Origin of the sequence: Polaromonas sp. LjRoot131 (assembly GCF_964252805.1) — a bacterium.
Classification (GTDB): domain Bacteria; phylum Pseudomonadota; class Gammaproteobacteria; order Burkholderiales; family Burkholderiaceae_C; genus Polaromonas.
In genome coordinates this window covers 568,727-585,844 of record NZ_CAXUPF020000003.1, presented here as the reverse complement: position 1 = coordinate 585,844, position 17,118 = coordinate 568,727, and the positions used below count along the sequence as shown (strand labels likewise).

Annotated in this window: 15 protein-coding genes and 1 pseudogene; 6 read left to right on the top strand and 10 right to left on the bottom strand. The window is 60.9% G+C overall.

From position 1 onward, the window contains the following. Positions 1 to 374: 374 nt before the first annotated feature. From alaC to urtA, 8 genes are all read right to left on the bottom strand, one after another. On the bottom strand, positions 375 to 1,577 hold the full coding sequence (gene alaC / locus ACSQ27_RS17495; RefSeq protein ID WP_436156751.1) for an alanine transaminase: 1,203 nt from the start codon (positions 1,575 to 1,577) through the stop codon (positions 375 to 377). 178 nt (positions 1,578 to 1,755) lie between these two features. Beyond that, positions 1,756 to 2,160, bottom strand: coding sequence for a DUF2809 domain-containing protein (locus tag ACSQ27_RS17490; RefSeq protein WP_436156750.1), 405 nt, complete (start codon positions 2,158 to 2,160; stop codon positions 1,756 to 1,758). 24 nt (positions 2,161 to 2,184) lie between these two features. Next, positions 2,185 to 3,030, bottom strand: coding sequence for a DUF817 domain-containing protein (locus ACSQ27_RS17485; RefSeq protein ID WP_436156749.1), 846 nt, complete (start codon positions 3,028 to 3,030; stop codon positions 2,185 to 2,187). Positions 3,031 to 3,373: 343 nt separating this feature from the next. Continuing rightward, positions 3,374 to 4,066 carry an urea ABC transporter ATP-binding subunit UrtE gene (urtE, locus tag ACSQ27_RS17480; RefSeq protein WP_436156748.1) on the bottom strand — a complete coding sequence of 231 codons (693 nt, stop codon included), beginning with the start codon at positions 4,064 to 4,066 and terminating at the stop codon, positions 3,374 to 3,376. Between the two features lie 669 nt (positions 4,067 to 4,735). Further along, on the bottom strand, positions 4,736 to 5,620 hold the full coding sequence (gene urtD, locus ACSQ27_RS17475; protein WP_436156747.1) for an urea ABC transporter ATP-binding protein UrtD: 885 nt from the start codon (positions 5,618 to 5,620) through the stop codon (positions 4,736 to 4,738). Beyond that, positions 5,617 to 6,744, bottom strand: a complete 1,128-nt coding sequence (gene urtC, locus ACSQ27_RS17470) for an urea ABC transporter permease subunit UrtC (RefSeq protein WP_436156746.1) — start codon at positions 6,742 to 6,744, stop codon at positions 5,617 to 5,619. The genes urtD and urtC overlap by 4 nt, the downstream gene beginning before the upstream one ends. A 26-nt stretch (positions 6,745 to 6,770) precedes the next feature. Continuing rightward, positions 6,771 to 8,348: an urea ABC transporter permease subunit UrtB gene (gene urtB / locus ACSQ27_RS17465; RefSeq protein ID WP_436156745.1), complete on the bottom strand. Its 1,578-nt coding sequence runs from the start codon at positions 8,346 to 8,348 to the stop codon at positions 6,771 to 6,773. A gap of 243 nt (positions 8,349 to 8,591) precedes the next feature. After that, positions 8,592 to 9,854, bottom strand: a complete 1,263-nt coding sequence (gene urtA, locus ACSQ27_RS17460) for an urea ABC transporter substrate-binding protein (protein ID WP_436156744.1) — start codon at positions 9,852 to 9,854, stop codon at positions 8,592 to 8,594. 594 nt (positions 9,855 to 10,448) lie between these two features. Here urtA and ACSQ27_RS17455 point away from each other — a divergent pair. Next, positions 10,449 to 10,778 (top strand): hypothetical protein, encoded by a 330-nt coding sequence (locus ACSQ27_RS17455; protein WP_436156743.1) that lies wholly within the window; start codon positions 10,449 to 10,451, stop codon positions 10,776 to 10,778. A gap of 149 nt (positions 10,779 to 10,927) precedes the next feature. Then, entirely contained in the window at positions 10,928 to 11,701 is a 774-nt protein-coding gene (locus ACSQ27_RS17450) for a hypothetical protein (protein ID WP_436156742.1), read from the top strand. Positions 11,702 to 11,816: 115 nt separating this feature from the next. On the opposite strand, the pseudogene ACSQ27_RS17445 reads toward ACSQ27_RS17450, so the two are convergent. Continuing rightward, a pseudogene (locus ACSQ27_RS17445) lies at positions 11,817 to 12,074 on the bottom strand (IS21 family transposase); the annotation flags it as partial. A gap of 443 nt (positions 12,075 to 12,517) precedes the next feature. Here ACSQ27_RS17445 and ACSQ27_RS17440 point away from each other — a divergent pair. Beyond that, on the top strand, positions 12,518 to 13,882 hold the full coding sequence (locus tag ACSQ27_RS17440; RefSeq protein WP_436156741.1) for a hypothetical protein: 1,365 nt from the start codon (positions 12,518 to 12,520) through the stop codon (positions 13,880 to 13,882). 207 nt (positions 13,883 to 14,089) lie between these two features. On the opposite strand, the gene ACSQ27_RS17435 is transcribed toward ACSQ27_RS17440, so the two are convergent. Then, a complete protein-coding gene (locus tag ACSQ27_RS17435) occupies positions 14,090 to 14,965 on the bottom strand; it encodes a LysR substrate-binding domain-containing protein (RefSeq protein ID WP_436156740.1) in 876 nt (291 codons plus the stop codon). A gap of 154 nt (positions 14,966 to 15,119) precedes the next feature. On the opposite strand from ACSQ27_RS17435, the gene ACSQ27_RS17430 reads away from it, so the two are divergent. The 3 genes from ACSQ27_RS17430 to ACSQ27_RS17420 all read left to right on the top strand — a co-directional run bounded on the left by ACSQ27_RS17430 (position 15,120) and on the right by ACSQ27_RS17420 (position 17,067). Continuing rightward, entirely contained in the window at positions 15,120 to 15,536 is a 417-nt protein-coding gene (locus tag ACSQ27_RS17430) for a nuclear transport factor 2 family protein (RefSeq protein WP_436156739.1), read from the top strand. 44 nt (positions 15,537 to 15,580) lie between these two features. Next, entirely contained in the window at positions 15,581 to 15,994 is a 414-nt protein-coding gene (locus tag ACSQ27_RS17425) for a VOC family protein (protein WP_436156738.1), read from the top strand. Between the two features lie 143 nt (positions 15,995 to 16,137). After that, positions 16,138 to 17,067: an alpha/beta fold hydrolase gene (locus tag ACSQ27_RS17420; RefSeq protein ID WP_436156737.1), complete on the top strand. Its 930-nt coding sequence runs from the start codon at positions 16,138 to 16,140 to the stop codon at positions 17,065 to 17,067. Positions 17,068 to 17,118: the final 51 nt, after the last annotated feature.

Genomic DNA, 17,118 nt, shown 5'->3' with positions numbered 1-17,118 from the left:
CCAATACCGAATACCTGAAGAAACAAGGACTCGCCACGGCGAGTCCTTGTATGTGTTTGTCTTCTTTGTGTTTTCGTTTTCTGTCTTCTTTCCCCGATCCCGATTGCCCCGTCCTGGCTGGGCCGAGGAGCGCAGAGACAAGCGGATCAGGGCTGGCGTTGTCTGAGCGAAGCGCAGCGTAGCGAGTTTAGCCAGACCCCGCCGTAGTCGAGCACCGCAGGTTGCCCGTAGCGAAGCGTAGGGACCCAGACTGCGGGTCGCCTTTCTTTGGTGACTTTCTTTTGGCGAAGCAAAAGAAAGTTACTTGCTGCCGGGCAATCCCCGGCCAGCAACCCTCGGAAGAGAGCGCCCTGCCGGAGCAAGACCGGCAAAAGCTACCGAACCCCATCAACCTTGAACATAGCCTTAATCCCCCTAACAGCCTGCCGAATCCGAGCCTCATTCTCAATCAAAGCAAACCGAACATAGTCATCCCCGTGGTCGCCAAACCCAATCCCAGGCGACACACAAACCTTGGCCTTGTCCAGCAGCTGCCTGGCAAACTCCAGCGAGCCGAGCTTGCGATAGGCCTCGGGAATCCGCGCCCAGATGTACATCGAGGCCTTGGGGCAATCCACCGGCCAGCCGGCTTCGATCAAACCTTTGTAGAGCACGTCGCGCCTGGCCTGGTACTGGGCGGCGATGTCTTTCACGCATTGCTGGTCGCCTTCCAGCGCGGCGATCGCGGCCACCTGCAGCGGGGTGAAGGTGCCGTAGTCGTGGTAGCTCTTGATGCGGGCCAGCGCCGCCACCAGGTCGGGGTTGCCGACCATGAAGCCCACGCGCCAGCCGGCCATGTTGTAGCTCTTGGACAGCGTGAAGAACTCCACCGCGATGTCCTTGGCGCCGGGCACCTGCATGATGGACGGTGCTTTCCAGCCGTCGAACACGATGTCGGCGTAAGCCAGGTCGTGCACCACAAAGATGTCGTGCTTGCGTGCCAGCGCGATCACCTTCTCGAAAAACTCCAGTTCCACACACTGCGCCGTCGGGTTCGAGGGGAAACCCAGCACCATCATCTTGGGCTTGGGGTAGCTCCCGCGTATGGCTTTCTCCAGCTCGGCGAAAAAATCCGTGTCCGGCGTCAGCGGCACCGAGCGTATGTCGGCGCCGGCGATCACCGCGCCGTAGATGTGGATGGGATAACTCGGGTCCGGCACCAGCACGGTGTCGCCGCGGTCCAGCGTGGCCAGCATCAGGTGGGCCAGGCCCTCCTTGGAGCCTATGGTCACGATGGCTTCGGTGTCGGGGTCTATCGCCACCTGGTAGCGGCTCTGGTACCAGTGCGCGATGGCGCGCCGCAGCCGCGGGATGCCCTTGCTGGCCGAATAGCCGTGGGTGTCGGGACGCTGCGCGACCTCCACGAGCTTGGCCACGATGTGCGCCGGTGTGGCGCCGTCCGGGTTGCCCATGCTCATGTCGATGATGTCCTCGCCGCGCCGGCGCGCCGCGAGTTTCAGCTCGGCCGTGATGTTGAAGACGTAAGGGGGAAGGCGGTCAATGCGCGCGAAGCGGCGCTTGCCTGGAGAAGCAGACATAGAAGGAGACTTTCACGTGAGCGCCCGGAACCGTCCGAGCGACGTGGCCGGCAATGGGGCCGGCCCAGCGCCATCCTACCCGAGATTTGTATTACTCCCTCGCCCCTTTGGGGAGAGGGTTGGGGTGAGGGGGACGGCTTATGAATGAAGGCAGCGCCCTATCGACCGCCGCCGGCCCTCACCCCAACCCTCTCCCAGAGGGAGAGGGAGCAAGCCGCGCAAGAAGAGACTCCAGCGCCAGCACGCCCAAAAATCCACAGGCATACGCCAGCACGTCCATCCAGTCGGCCACCGAGCCCAGCACAATCCTGAGCGCCCGGTTCTCGACGTGCCAGCCGTTCACGGCCGCCACGTACTGGGCAAGCTCGACCCCGCAGCCCACGGCGAACGCCAGCAGCGCGAGGCTTGGAATGCCGGCCTTGACCACGGTCTTGAGCAGGAAGTACACCCACACCACCGCCAGCACGTCGCCGACGAAACCCCGCAGCCAGGGGTGGTGCGACCACACGGTCGCGATCAGCACTTCAACAATGAAAATGAGGACGGCCCACAGCGCCGCCTCCCGGTCAAAACGCAGCTTCATGCGCGGCACCCTGCCTCATCCACATCACTCGGGCACATGGATGCGTGCCTTCACATGCTTGAGGTTGGCCACGATGGTGAAGGTCATCACCACCAGCAGCGACCAGGAACTCCATTTGCCCACATGCACGAGGGACCAGGCGCCGAGCTGGTTGGGGTAATGCCAGAGGCTGAAGAAGGTGCTGATGTTCTCCGCCACCCAGATAAAAAACCCGATCAGCAAAAAGCCCAGCAGCAGGGGCATGCTGCGGTCCCTGTCGTAGGGCCGGAAGATCACCGTAGACCTCGCGTACAAGCCCGCCAGGCAGGCCGCCATGTACCAGCGGTAGTCGCCCCAGTAATGGTGCGTGAAAAAATTGGCGTACACCAATACCGCGATCACCACGGCCATCCAGTGCGGCGGGTGATGCCGGATCCGCAGGTCGAACAGGCGCCAGGCCTGGATGATGTAGCTGCCCACCGCCGCATACATAAAGCCCGAAAACAACGGCACGCCGAACAGCTTGGTATAGGCAAAGTCCGGGTAGCTCCAGGACTGGATGGATCCCGAGGTCTTGAAGACCTCCAGCGCGAATCCCACCCCATGAAACAGGCAGATGGCTTTCAGCTCGTCCAGCGTTTCCAGTTTGGCCAGCACCATCCAGCCCTGGATCAGCAGCGCGATCACCAGCAGCAGGTCATAGCGCGGAATACCCGCCACACCGGCGCGCGGCACCAGGAACACCGCCGCAAAAAACAGCCCGGCAAACAGGCAGGCCCTCGCCTCCTTGAGGCCGAAGCAGCCGAACTCCACCAGAAAGCGGCGAAATCCCGACAGGCCCTCATGCGATTTTTCCCGGATCAGCCAGTTGTCCAAGGCCAGCAAAGCCATCGGCGTGTACCTTTTTTATTGATTGTTGTTGCCGGCCTGTTGTGCCGCCTTGCCGTGCACAGGCATTGACTCCCATTCGCCCAGGAGGGGGCGGATGAGGGCCGCAGCTTGTGCAAGGAACCGTAGTCTATCGCCTGCCGTCGGCCCTCACCTCTGCCCTCTCCCCGCGAGGAGAGGGAGAAAACCGGATGTTGTTGCGCCAGCATGTATTTACTCCCTCGCCCCCTTGGGGAGAGGGTGGGGTGAGGGGCGACGGCTTGTGCATAGAGGGTAGCTCATCAGTCGCCGCCGGCCCTCACCCCTGCCCTCTCCCAGAGGGAGAGGGAGTGAGAGTGGGAGAAAACTAGATCGCCACCAGCTGCCGCACGCCGTTGGTTTCCATGTCCTTGCCCTGCCCGCGCGCGATGAACTCGCCGCGCTCCATCACCAGGTAGTCGTCGGCCAGCTCCTGCGCGAAGTCGTAGTACTGCTCCACCAGCAGGATGGCCATGTCGCCCCGGTCCGCCAGCATGCGGATCACGCGGCCTATGTCCTTGATGATGCTGGGCTGTATGCCCTCGGTCGGCTCGTCCAGGATCAAGAGCTTGGGCTTGGCCGCCAGCGCGCGTGCAATCGCCAGCTGCTGCTGCTGCCCGCCCGACAGGTCACCGCCGCGGCGGCCCAGCATCTGCTTGAGTACGGGGAACAGTTCGTACAACTCGGCCGGGATAGGTGTCGACGCGCTCTTGTAGGCCAGGCCCATGCGGAGGTTCTCTTCTACTGTGAGGCGGGCGAAGATTTCGCGGCCTTGTGGGACGAAGCCTATCCCTGCCCTTGCCCGTTCGTAGGGGGTGCTGGATTGGATTTGTTTGCCGTCGAATTCTATGGTTCCGGTTTTGATGGGGACCAGGCCCATCAATGACTTGAGCAGTGTGGTTTTGCCTACGCCGTTGCGGCCCAGGAGTACTGTTACCTTGCCCAGGTGGGCGTCTAGGCTCACATCTCGGAGGATGTGGGAGCCGCCGTAGTATTGATTGATGTTTTTGGCTATGAGCATATGGGGTTCCTTACTCTTGCCGGAGGGGTTCTGATTTGAGCGTGCTCTGCTGAGGGTTGCTGACCGGGGGTAGCCCGGCAGCTACTCACTTTTCTTTTGCTTCGCCAAAAGAAAAGTAAGCAAAAGAAAAGGCGACCCTGGTTGCTGCGTCCCTTCGCTTCGCTACGGGCAACCTGCGGTGCTCGGTCCAGCCGGGGTCTCGCTAAACTCGCTTCGCTCAAACAACGCGATCCCTGATCCGTCTGGACCTCCGCTCCTCGGCGCATCCACAAGGGGTGGGGAGGGAATACCAAATCCAAATACTGAAAACCACAAGGACTCGCCAAGGCGAGTCCTTGTTTGTCTTGAGTTGTTCTTTGGTGTTTGTCTTCTGTTCCCGCTCCCGTTCCCGTTCCCGCTTGCCCCGTCCTGGCTGGGCCGAGGAGCGCAGACGTAGGCGGATCAGGGATCGCGCTTGTCTGAGCGAAGCGAGTTTGCGCGAGACCCCGCCGTAGTCGAGCACCGCAGGTTGCCCGTAGCGAAGCGTAGGGACCCAGACTGCGGGTCGCCTTTCTTTTGGGTACTTTTCTTTGGCGAAGCAAAGAAAAGTGCCTCGCCGCCGGGCGACCCCGGCCAGCAAAACTCAGAAGGGCGCGCACCGCCGGAGCAAGAACCGGCAAAGAAGCGTCCCTATCTCCCAAGATAAACCTCAATAACCCGCTCATCCGCCTGCACTTGGTCAAGCGTCCCCTGCGCCAGCACCGAGCCGTCGCAAAGGACAGTGACGATTTCAGAAATCGTCTTAATGAAACTCATATCGTGCTCCACCACCATCAAGGAGTGCTGCCCCTTGAGCGTAAGGAAGAGCTCAGCCGTCCGCGCCGTCTCCTCATCGGTCATGCCGGCGACCGGCTCGTCCAACAACAACAACTTCGGATCCTGCATCAACAGCATCCCAATCTCCAGCCACTGCTTCTGCCCATGGCTCAGGTTGCCGGCCAGGCGACCCACACTGTCGGCCAGGTGAATCGTCACCAGGATTTCGGCCAGGCGGTCGCTTTGGGCGGAGTCCAGCCTGAAGAACATCGAGTGCTTCACGCCCTTGTTGGTCTTCAGGGCCAGCTCCAGGTTTTCAAACACCGTGAGCTGCTCGAACACCGTGGGCTTCTGGAACTTGCGGCCTATGCCCAGCTGGGCGATTTCGGCTTCCTTGTGGCGCAGCAAATCGATCGTGCTGCCGAAAAACACCGTGCCTTCGTCGGGCCGGGTCTTGCCAGTGATGATGTCCATCATCGTCGTCTTGCCGGCGCCGTTGGGGCCTATGATGCAGCGCAGCTCGCCGGGCGCGATGTCCAGGCTCAGCTTGTTGATCGCCTTGAAACCGTCAAAACTCACGCTCACGTCTTCCAGGTACAGGATGCGGCCGTGGGTGACGTCCACCTCGCCGCTGGCATGGGCCACACGGCTGCCGCTGGCGCTGCGGCCGCCGGATTCGGTATTCGATTTACCGGCTTCGAGCGCAGCCAGGCGCTCTTCCACGCGGCGCGCGCCCTGCTCAAGAAGGTCGGGGGTCATTTGGCACCGCCTTTGCGCAGCTTTTTCACCAGGCCCACCACGCCATCGGGTAGGAAGAGCGTGACGCTGATAAACAGCGCGCCTAAAAAGTACAGCCAGAACTCAGGATAAGCCACCGTCAGCCAGCTCTTGGCGCCGTTGACGATAAAGGCACCAACGATCGGGCCGATCAGGCTGGCACGTCCGCCCACTGCCGCCCAGATCGCGATCTCGATCGAATTGGCCGGGCTCATCTCACTCGGGTTGATGATGCCGACCTGCGGCACATACAAAGCGCCGGCCACGCCGCACATCACGGCCGAGATCACCCAGATCGTGAGTTTGTAGCCCAGCGGGCTGTAGCCCGAGAACATCACGCGTGTTTCCGCGTCGCGAATCGCCTGCAGCACGCGGCCGAACTTGCTGCCCACCAGCCATTTGGCAAAGAGGAAGAAACCCAGCAGCGTCAGGCCCGTCAGCACAAACAGCACCATGCGCATCGAGGGCGTCGCCAGCGGGATGTTCAGGATGCGCTTGAAGTCGGTAAAACCGTTGTTGCCGCCGAAGCCCGTCTCGTTGCGGAAGAACAGCAGCATGGCCGCAAAGGTCATGGCCTGGGTGATGATCGAAAAATACACACCCTTGATGCGCGAGCGGAAGGCAAAAAAGCCGAACACAAAGGCCACGATGCCCGGCACCGCGACGATCAGGAACAGCGTCGCCGCAAAACTGTCGCTGAAAGTCCAGTGCCAGGGCAGCACCTTCCAGTCCAGGAAAACCATGAAGTCCGGCAAATCGCTTTTGTAATTGCCGTCGCGGCCGATCTGGCGCATCAAATACATGCCCATGGTGTAACCGCCCAGCGCGAAGAACACGCCGTGGCCCAGCGAGAGGATGCCGGTGTAGCCCCAGATCAGGTCCATGGCCAGCGCGCAGATCGCGTAGCACATGATCTTGCCCAGCAGCGCCACCACATAGGTGCTCATGTGGAACATGCTGCCCTCGGGCACCCAGAGATTCAGCACGGGCGCGAGGGCACAGACGGCGATCAGCGCCATCATGAAGGCGCTCCAGCCGCCGCGCGTCAGCAGCGGGCCTTTGGCGGGAAGATGCACGCGGGAGGCCACGGTGTTGGGGGTTGCCATGGGGGAATTGGTAGGGGCGCTCATGTTCAAGCCTCCGCCGATCTACCCTTCATCGCGAAGATGCCTTGCGGCCGCTTCTGGATGAAGATGATGATGAAGACCAGCACGGCGATCTTGGCCAGCACGGCGCCCGTCCAGCCTTCGAGGAATTTATTGAGGATGCCCAGGCCCAGCGCGGCATACACCGTGCCCGCCAGCTGGCCCACGCCGCCCAGCACCACGACCATAAAGGAGTCGACGATGTAACCCTGGCCCAGGTCAGGGCCCACGTTGCCCACCTGGCTCAGCGCGCAGCCTGCCAGGCCCGCGATGCCGGAGCCCAGCGCGAAGGCGTAGGTATCCACACGCGCCGTGTTCACGCCCATGCACGAGGCAATCGGCCGGTTCTGCGTGACGCCGCGCACAAACAGGCCCAGGCGCGTGCGGCTGATCAGCCAGGCTACGCCCAGCAGCACCGCCACCGCAAAGACGATGATCACCAGGCGGTTGTAAGGCAGCGAGAGGTTGCCCAGCACCTGCACGCCGCCGCTCATCCACACCGGGTTTTCGACACCGACGTTTTGCGCACCGAAGATGGAGCGCACCAGCTGCTGCAGCATCAGGCTGATGCCCCAGGTGGCCAGCAAGGTTTCCAGCGGCCGGCCGTACAGGAAGCGGATCACCCCGCGCTCCAGCGCCGCGCCCATCAGAGCCGAGGCCATAAAAGCAACAGGCACTGCCGCCAGCAAATACCAGTCAAACAGCCCAGGCAAATAGCGCTGGAACAGGCCCTGCACCACATAGGTCGCGTAAGCGCCGATCATCATCAGCTCGCCATGCGCCATGTTGATGACGCCCATCAGCCCGTAGGTGATGGCCAGGCCCAGCGCCACCAGCAGCAAGATGCTGCCCAGGCTGATGCCGCTGAAAATCGCGCCCAGCTTGTTGCCCCATTCGAGCGAGGCCTCCACCTTGGCCAGCGCCGCCTGCAGCGCCACCTTCACGTCGGCATCCGCCTCGGTGCCCAGGCGCTCTATCAGCACCGTCTTGGTCGCAGGGTTTTTGCTGCCGGCCAGCTGCGCCGCCGCCGCCAGGCGCTTGGCCTTGTCGCTGCTGCCCAGCAAAATGGCCGAGCGCATCAGCTCCAGCTGGTTCTTGAGCTCGGGCACGGTCTCGGCCGCGTAGGCTTTTTCGATCAAGGGCAGGCGCGCTTCATCGTTGTCGCCGCCCAGGGTCTTGATCGCGTCGCGCCGCTGCTTTTCGTCTTTGGAAAACAGCTTCAGCGCCGCCAGCGCGTTGTCGATCTCGCTGCGCATCAGGTTGGGGTTGATCACATCCTCGGCATCGGCCGGCAGCGGTGTCTCGGCGCCCGTGATCGGGTCAAAAGCCTTGTCGTCCTTCACGACAAACACCTTGTCGCCTTTGGTCTTCACCGCGTCGTCACCCAGCGCCTGGATAAACGCCGCCGTCTTGTCGTCCGCGACAGCCGCGGCTTTGGCCAAAGCCTCCACCCGCGCTTCCGTCTCGCCCAGGGCCATGCCCTTGACCTCGTCGGCGGTCAAGGCGTGGGCATGGGCTGCTGTCAGGAGCGTGAGGAGAGAGAAAAGTAAATGGCGTAGCAGCATGTGGAAAGAACCTGTAGGTTGGGCGCGCACCAGCTTATCGGTGGGGCGCCCAGACTGCAACTTCCTGTTGTTTGAGCTGGGTGTCAGGGCTTGAGGCCGCTGGCCCCCATCCCAGCCTTCCCCCAGCGGGGGAAGGAGCCAGACTCTAATCCCCCTCTGGAGGAAGGAGCCAGAATCAGATCCCCTCCCCCTCTGGGGGAGGGCTAGGGTGGGGGCCAACCGGCCTAAACCCACCCACAGCCTTTACTTCTTGGCAGGCTCGTCAGGCTTGGAAGCATTGCCTTCAATGTAAGGAGACCATGGCTTGGCCTTCACAGGACCAGGCGTCTTCCACACCACATTGAACTGGCCGTCCGCCTTGATCTCGCCGATAAACACCGACTTGTGCAGGTGGTGGTTCTTCTCGTCCATCTTGCTCACGATGCCCGAGGGTGCGTTAAAGGTCTGGCCGGCCATGGCGGCGATCACCTTGTCGGTATCGGTGGACTTGGCCTTCTCGACGGCCTGCTTCCACATGTTGATGCCGATGTAGGTGGCTTCCATCGGGTCGTTGGTCAAAGGCTTGTCGGAGCCGGGGAGCTTCTTGGCCTTGGCATAAGCCGACCACTTCTTGATGAACTCGGTGTTGGCCGGGCTCTTGATCGACTGGAAGTAGTTCCAGGCGGCCAGGTGGCCGACCAGGGGTTTCGTGTCCACGCCGCGCAGCTCTTCTTCACCGACCGAGAAGGCCACCACGGGCACGTCTTTGGCCTTGAGGCCGGCATTGCCCAGCTCTTTGTAGAAAGGCACATTCGAGTCGCCGTTGATGGTGGACACCACGGCCGTCTTGCCGCCTTGCGAGAACTTCTTCACGTCAGCCACGATGGTCTGGTAATCACTGTGGCCAAACGGGGTGTATTTCTCGTCGATGTCCTTGTCCGCCACGCCCTTGCTCTTCAAATAAGCGCGCAGGATCTTGTTGGTCGTGCGGGGGTAAACATAGTCGGTACCCAGCAGCACCCAGCGCTTGGCGCCGCCGCCGGCCTTGCTCATCAGGTAATCAACGGCAGGGATGGCCTGCTGGTTGGGCGCCGCACCCGTGTAGAACACGTTCTTGGACAGCTCTTCACCCTCGTACTGCACGGGGTAGAACAGCAGGCCGTTCATTTCTTCGACCACCGGCAGCACCGACTTGCGCGACACCGACGTCCAGCAGCCGAAAATCACAGCGACCTTGTCCTGGCCCAGCAGTTGTTTGGTCTTTTCAGCGAAGAGCGGCCAGTTGGAGGCCGGGTCCACCACCACGGGCTCGAGCTTCTTGCCCATCACGCCGCCCTTGGCATTGATCTCTTCGATCGCCATCAGCACCGTGTCTTTGAGGGTGGTTTCTGAGATAGCCATGGTGCCCGACAGGCTGTGCAGCACGCCGACCTTGATCGTGTCCTGGGCAAAAGCGGGCACGGCGCCCAGGGCGGCCAGTGCAACGGCGGCGGTCATCGCCTTGAGGGTAAATCGACGTTCTTGCATGTGATCCTCTCCGGTAGTAGATAGGTATGGGGGTAACTGAATCGCGTTTCGCTGCGCAAAAGCCTGTCAAAACAAGGCTTTGGCGCAACGATGAGTGGATTCTGGGGACCGGAGGGGGATTGGGGAATACGCCGGGTGGCGTATGTGGGGGTCGCGAATCAGGCTCTAGGGCGTTTTGCCACTACTGGCTTGTGCCCTGATGTTCGGAGCTAAGGCTCCACTCCGTTGGCCTTGTGCCCGTATATAGCGAGCCGCCCTGGCCGTGCCTTCCACCAGCGCCGCGCGCACGCCTCAAGCTACACACATCGGCCTTGAGCGGGATGCGCCTGTGCACACCGCCAAGATAGCCACCGCCAGCAGCAAGAGGTTTACCGTCCATCTCAACGATGCTCCCCTCGTCAGATACAGTGAACTCTCTGGGTCCGTGCAACGTACTTCGATAGATGAAAATGACCATGGTGCCCCCCTGTTTCGGGCACCATACGGAAGTGTGAGCTCGACAGCGACACTGTGGAAGCGTCCGGCGCGCCACCTGAATTCAGAGCGCCGCCGGCCCCGCGAAACGCCGTAGCTTGCTGTGCTAATCTAGTTTGCATGCAATACACACTAATCGCGGTTGTAGAGGGAACGCAGGGTCTCGACTATGAAAGCCATCTGGTTCTCAAGAACGAACTCACCCGCCCTCCAACTTCGCTGACCGACTTTGTTGGGGGCCAAAGTCGGTTCAGCGACGGCTATATCTCCAGAGTCGACGATGTTGTTGTTCGTCCGATAAGCGCGCACTCCAACGCAGTGGAAATCGTGCTGGGACGAGCGACGTGGACAGTGTCAGCCGGAACCCTGTTGACCGAAGGACAAGCACTGGACGTGTCCGGTGATGCGAAGTTCGACCAGCTCATCATCACTTTTGTCGGGAAGAAGTAGCGCGTTTCGGTCACGACCGTTGCCCCCGACAAGGAAGGGGGAACGGTCGCAGACTTGCTCGGCTCGGTGGAGGCTGTACTCATGCCAGCCTGGGATAGCCGTGCGAGGACGGTGGAGACCACCACAACAGGCGGAAGAAAGAGACAACCGTGCCAGATCCAGACAATAAATCCGTAGCCGCCAGATGCAGCGCCAATATAGAAGCGCTCAAGAATTCTGCGACCTTCGCCATGTCCTTGGGAGCGAAGGAGCTGTTCCACACCAACTTTCTGGCCTTCCTCCTTGAGTCGGAGGATCCGGAACTTGAGCAATTGCGCCGCGGCTTGCGCGTCGCCCTGAAATTTCCTGTCGAGGGCGACGAACTCTCCACATGTGCAGTCTGGCGGGAGAAAAAGCATATGGACCTGATATTGGTCCCGCTTTTGCGCGCTCCTGATGAGGCCGGTGAGCTTGTTCTGAACAACAAACGCGCGCACATCGTCGAGGCAAAGTTAAAGAGCGTTCCGACCAGCGAGCAACTCCGCCGCTACGATGCGGCTTTAAACAAAGGGTTTGAACTGGTTCACGAAAGCGATACATCGCAACAAGCGATATGGCTTGGTCCTGGAAACAAGAACAAGGTGCCAGTTCATACGATCACAAAGACACTGTTGTCCACCTCTGATCATGTTGTCCAGCCCGATTGGAAGCCGGCAACCTGGGCCGAGGTATCCGCAGCGATAGCCACAAGCCTACCTATCAATGACACGTCCGAAATGGCCACCATCCTCCGCGACTACAGCAAGTCCTTGGAGCAATTGGTCATGGTAGTGACCGCCGCGTCGGCCAGGGCGGCGGAGCTTTTGAAAACCAACGCCCCTTTTGCGCAACTCCTGAATGAGGCCGGAGACCCTCAATTTTCCCGAATCCGCCTCAAGTGTTGAATTGCACTGAAGTCTGACCCGAGTTTTCCATCGAATCTTGACCCACACTCTTTGTGAGCAGAAGCTGCTCACGATGTGGATAAGTTCTTGGTTTTCTCCTTTTTGGGCTGAGTGTGTGGATCTGCCTCAAAGTGCGCCGCTGTTTCCGCGATTTTGTTGCCTCGATTACCAGCCAGGTGGCCAGCTTCTCGGCGTAGGGATCGAGCTTGCTTGAGCTGACCCGTCTTGGGTACTTGGGCTCGCTCTCTTCCGATCGCAGGTGCTTCTTCACTGTGTTGCGAGCCAGGCCTGTACGCCTTGAGATCTCGCGGATGGACATCTGATCCCTCAATGCCCAACGTCTGATGACATTCAATGTCGCCACGTCTATCACTCCTGAATTCCCCTGCTTTTAAAACAAGCAGGGTAGTGCCTACGTGGGTCAGATTTGGATGGAAATTACTGCGCTAACTGGATCAGATTTCGACGGAATTCAACATAGCGGCGTCAATCCGTGACGATGTGAATGGATCTGCTTGCACTTTCAGTGATTCAGATCAACTGTGCCTCTGTCAATAACGCAGGAACACGGTTCATATCAAACGATCAGGAGATTGTATGTGGCCAAGAACGCTTGCCGCTCTGATAGGAACCCTGGCATCCGCTGCGTGGTCCTGCCCTGATAACGAGGTTGAGAACTGCATCTTTGGCGGAGCGTGTATCTGCTCCGCCAGAACGGAGAGGTTGGCTCCTGGGCTGGTAGTTCCTCCTGCGGGAGAAGTTACAAACAATCTCAAAAGAGAAACCGAGAGGCTAGGCCAGGACACACTGACCACAGTGCAAAACGCGGCCGGCGACATTGTTCAGAGCCTGCAGCAGGCTGGTGGCGACACGGTGGCGACCTTAAAAAAGGCTGGTAGCGACACGATTAATACTTATGTGAAGGCAGGGCAGGATGCATCCGCCACGTATGTCAAAGCGTGGAAAGACAGTGCGGAGCAGACGAAGCAAAGCTTTCAAGACACAGTGGACGCGGCTACCGCGGCGACGAACTACACCATCAATCAACTGAAGGCTTACGAAGACGCTACGCGCAATGCTGAAAAACGCCTCCGTGATGGCAAGGTAATCGATTCCATGTGGGGACTCGCAGTAGAACCTCTCCAGGCTTCGGAAGCAAACTTCGCGAAGGCAACTCAGGAAAGTTCACTGATTGCCACCGCCGCAGCTTCGACCGCCGCAGTTTATGGCGGCCCAGGCGGCGCCGCAGCCTATGCCGCTTGGTCGACATATCGAGCTACCGGTAATGCGGACCAGGCCTTGCGGGCTGGTCTGCTGGCCGCGGCAACCGCTCAAGCTGGGACTTCCGTCGCAAGTATGCCGAGCGGCACCATGGGTGAGGTGTTAAAAAAATCTGCAATGGCCGGTGCAGCCGGCGGAATCGCTATCGCGGCCGCTGGCGGAGACGAACAAGCCATCAAAGATGGCTTTTTAAAATCGGCTGGTGCCGTCCTGGTACAGGCCGGGAACGAAAAGGCAAAGGCGTACTCACCAAAGGTGAAAGGCGCCTGGGACACTGTGCAGTGCATCTCGGCGCGCGACCTCGACTGCGTATCGAAGACGACATGGGCAAAAGACGCAAGGGGCAAGATATTGACTGATGCCAACGGAAAGCCTCGTATTGATCCGACCAAACTGGATCCCCAACAGCAGGTTGGAAAGTGGACCGGGATCGATCCAAGTTCAGTGCAAGCCAAAAGGAATGCCATCGTTGCAAAGATCTCTCAATTGCCCAAGGTCGAGGCGATTCCGCTGATGAGGAACGAATGGGTTCTAAGCTGGTCCGCCGGCAAGACACAGACCGTCAGATATGGCGAGCCGACCGTGGTACTTACTTACATGGGTTCGAACCCGCCTTTTATTTCCTCGGTGAGCTACGGCCGCGGGGAGGCCGCGCCTTCGTGGATCAATGGAGATACAAACTCGAAGCTCGCAAGCTTCTACACATGTACGTTAGCGGGGGTCGATCGCACCGTCCGCGTGAGTAAGAGAGGCGGCGGCTGCGAAGCCATTTACCGTCGCGACGACGGTGAGAAAACCGACGTATACCACTCCAACTATTACCCCGACATCTGCGCAGGCGAGGCGGCCAAATTTGTTGCCACGTTGCGTTCTAAGGGAGTTCGCTGCACAGCGCATTAGACGAGCTTTGTCAGCGCGCGCCCTGCTCGTTGAGGTCAATAACAGCCTTAAGCGAAGTTCCCGCGAATGCGTCAAGAACCCTAGCGATTGATAATCGAACAGTATCGTTAGCCAGCTCTACCGCCTGACCTCTAAATCAAATTAGCGGCGTTTCCGTAGCCCGCCCGAAATGTGTGGGCCCCGCGTTGCGGAACACTTCGGCCACCCTCACCCCCGCAACGCAGCCAGCATCCACTCCTCAAACAGCCGAATACTCCGCTGCTCCCGCCGCTGAGGCGGATAAGTCAGAAAGTAGCCATTCCCGCTATCGACCTCAATGTCAAAGGGCTTCACCACCTTGCCCGAAGCAATCAGGTCCGTAAACAGCGCAGCATCGGCAATCGCAACCCCCAGCCCACGTTCAGCGCTCTGGACGCACATGTCCACCGTGTCAAATAATTGCTCACGCGCGCCCTGCAGCTCCGGCACGCCGGCGCCGCGCAGCCAGGACTGCCATTCGTGCCGGCTGGCCGTGGCATGCAGCAGGGTCACACTCGCCAGGTCGGCGGGCTCGCGCAGGCCGGCGGCCAACTGGGGTGTGCACAGCGGCACCAGGCGCTCGCGCATCAGCGGCACCTCTATCAAGTGGGGCCAACCGCCCTTGCCGTGGGCAATGATGGCGTCGGCATCGGTGTTGCTGAAATCGGGTGCATCGGTCCAGTGGGTAGCGACGCGAATCTCAAGTCCGGGCAGCGCTGCCTGCAGTGCCGGCAGGCGCGGCAAAAACCACCTGACGGCCATGGTGGGCGGGAACTGAACGCGGAGGACGTCTGCTGCGCCGCGCCGCACGCGTGCGCTGGCTTGGGCCAGGGTTTCCATCGCCTGGCGCACGGGCGCGAGTAGCTGCTGACCTTCGGCGGTGAGGGTCAGGCCGCGGGCCACGCGCACAAACAGCGGGCAGCCGTAATATTCCTCGAGCAGTTGGACCTGGCGGCTCACCGCGCCCTGGGTCAGGTTGAGCCGGGTGGCCGCGCCGGTGAAGCTGCCGCAGTCGGCAGCGGCCAGGAAGGCTTGCAGGGCATAGAGGGGCGGCAAGGCGGGCATGCGCGCAGTTTATCGTGGTGGCCCCGCCGCTGCGGCAGGCAGCCATGCGCGCCGCACATGGCTGACCCCAAAATCTTTCGTTGGTGCTGGTGCGCGGGCGCTCCTACGATGGCGCCCTGTTCATTTATTCATTCTTCTATCTCGCCCCCACACCATGGTCATCAGCTCAAACGCACTCGCTTATATCGACGTCATTAACAAGTACCTGGCCCTGCTGGCCGCAGGCGACATGCCCGGCGTCGTGTCGCTGTTCAGCCCCCAGGGCATGGTGAACTCGCCCTTCCTTGGCGTGCAGCCGGCGGAGGCATTTTTTGAGCAGCTCAAGGCGGCGACGCGGCGCAGCGTGCTGGAGGACCCCGAAGTATTTGTGAGCGCAGCCGGCTCGCGCCGGGCTTCGGTGTGTTTTACCTACCAGTGGGAGCTGGCCGACGGCTCGCATGTGAGCTTTCGCTGTGTGGACATTTTTGATTTCGACGAGCAGGGCCTGATAGCCACCATGACCATCATCTACGACACGGCGCCCATACGCGCGGAAGTGGGCGACAAGTACCGCCGCGCTGAAACGCATTGATTGATTCACCCCAACCACCAACCTCAACCCCAAGGAGAACCACCATGTCCAAGATGATTTTTGTCAACCTGCCCGTGAAGGACCTTACCGCCGCCCTGCGCTTTTACAAGGCGATAGGCTGCGAGCAGAACATGCAGTTCAGCAACGAGCAGGCCGCGATGATGGTCTGGTCGGACGCGATCAGCTTCATGCTGCTGACGCACGAGTACTTTGGGACTTTTACCGCCAAACGCATCGCCGACGCCCAGCAGACTTGCGAAGTGCTGCTGGCGCTGTCGCGGGACAGCCGCGAAGACGTGGACAGCATCACGCAGGCCGCGGCGGCCGCCGGCGGCAAGGCCGACGTTCGCCCACCGCAGGACATGGGATTTATGTACTCGCGCGCCTTCCAGGACCCGGACGGCCATGTGTTCGAGCCGGTGTGGATGGACATGGCGGCGGCGCAGGCTGCTGCCTAGGTCCTCACGTTTCTCACGTAGCGGCCTACGTAGCCGGACTTTGTCGAATTCTCCAGGCCCGCTCGTCGTAACAGGTAAGCAAGCCCAAAAGCCCGAGGGGGCCTATAGGGCTTGTCCCTGTTTTTTAACCCAAGGAGAAATCGATGAAGTTCCTGCACACTCTTTTCGCCCCGCTGCTCAGCGCCGCGGTGGCGCTTGCCACCATCGTCCCGGTCGCTGCCCACGCCCAGGACAGCAAGCCGGTCAAGACCGGCTACCTCAGCGTTAACGGCGTCAACTACCACTACCAGGTGCACGGCAAGGGCGAGCCGCTGCTGCTTTTGCATGGCGGCCTGGGCGACTTCGACATGTTCGGCCCGGTGCTGACGGAGCTCACCAAAACCCGCCAGGTCATCGGCGTTGACCTGTACGGCCACGGCCGCACGGCGCTGACCGAGCGGCCCATGAGCGTGGTCGACATGGGCGACGACATGGCGCAGATCGTCAAGCAGCTCGGCTACGACAAGGTGGACGTGATGGGCTATTCGCTGGGCGGCGGTGTCGGCTTTCGCATGGCGGTGCAACACCCCGAGCGCGTGCGGCGCCTGGCGCTGGTGTCGGCCGGCTACGCGCAGGACGGCTTCTTCCCGGAAATGCTGCCCATGCAGGCGCAAGTCGGCGCGGCGATGGCCGACATGATGAAGGACAGCCCGATGTACAAGTCCTACGCCAAGGTGGCGCCGCGCCCGCAGGATTTCCCCAGGCTGCTGGACCAGATGGGCGCCTTCATGCGCAAGCCTTATGACTATGCGGAGGACGTGAAGAAGCTGGCGATGCCGGTGATGCTGGTCTACGGCGACAGCGACATGTACCGCCCCGAGCACATCATGAAGTTCTACCAGCTGCTGGGCGGCGGGCTGAAGGACGCGGGCTGGGGCCGGGAGCACATGGCGAAGAACCGGCTGGCGATATTGCCGGGGTTCACGCACTACGACCTCTTCCTGGCGCCGGCCCTGGTGCCGACGGTGCTGCCTTTCCTGGATGGGAAGAGCAACACGGCCAGCTGGGCGCAACAGGTCAATGAGGGCAAGTAGCGGCTAACCGGTGCACCGCCCCCGCTCCTTCCCCCTTTGGGGGAAGGTTGG

What these genes read in the sequence shown, in the direction of transcription:
- ACSQ27_RS17435 (WP_436156740.1), bottom strand. Translation starts at nt 14,965, where the DNA reads ATGCCCGCCTTGCCGCCCCTCTATGCCCTGCAAGCCTTCCTGGCCGCT.
- ACSQ27_RS17430 (WP_436156739.1), top strand. Translation starts at nt 15,120, where the DNA reads ATGGTCATCAGCTCAAACGCACTCGCTTATATCGACGTCATTAACAAG.
- urtE (WP_436156748.1), bottom strand. Translation starts at nt 4,066, where the DNA reads ATGCTCATAGCCAAAAACATCAATCAATACTACGGCGGCTCCCACATC.
- urtA (WP_436156744.1), bottom strand. Translation starts at nt 9,854, where the DNA reads ATGCAAGAACGTCGATTTACCCTCAAGGCGATGACCGCCGCCGTTGCA.
- urtC (WP_436156746.1), bottom strand. Translation starts at nt 6,744, where the DNA reads ATGGCAACCCCCAACACCGTGGCCTCCCGCGTGCATCTTCCCGCCAAA.
- urtB (WP_436156745.1), bottom strand. Translation starts at nt 8,348, where the DNA reads ATGCTGCTACGCCATTTACTTTTCTCTCTCCTCACGCTCCTGACAGCA.
- alaC (WP_436156751.1), bottom strand. Translation starts at nt 1,577, where the DNA reads ATGTCTGCTTCTCCAGGCAAGCGCCGCTTCGCGCGCATTGACCGCCTT.
- ACSQ27_RS17425 (WP_436156738.1), top strand. Translation starts at nt 15,581, where the DNA reads ATGTCCAAGATGATTTTTGTCAACCTGCCCGTGAAGGACCTTACCGCC.
- ACSQ27_RS17420 (WP_436156737.1), top strand. Translation starts at nt 16,138, where the DNA reads ATGAAGTTCCTGCACACTCTTTTCGCCCCGCTGCTCAGCGCCGCGGTG.
- urtD (WP_436156747.1), bottom strand. Translation starts at nt 5,620, where the DNA reads ATGACCCCCGACCTTCTTGAGCAGGGCGCGCGCCGCGTGGAAGAGCGC.
- ACSQ27_RS17455 (WP_436156743.1), top strand. Translation starts at nt 10,449, where the DNA reads ATGCAATACACACTAATCGCGGTTGTAGAGGGAACGCAGGGTCTCGAC.
- ACSQ27_RS17490 (WP_436156750.1), bottom strand. Translation starts at nt 2,160, where the DNA reads ATGAAGCTGCGTTTTGACCGGGAGGCGGCGCTGTGGGCCGTCCTCATT.
- ACSQ27_RS17485 (WP_436156749.1), bottom strand. Translation starts at nt 3,030, where the DNA reads ATGGCTTTGCTGGCCTTGGACAACTGGCTGATCCGGGAAAAATCGCAT.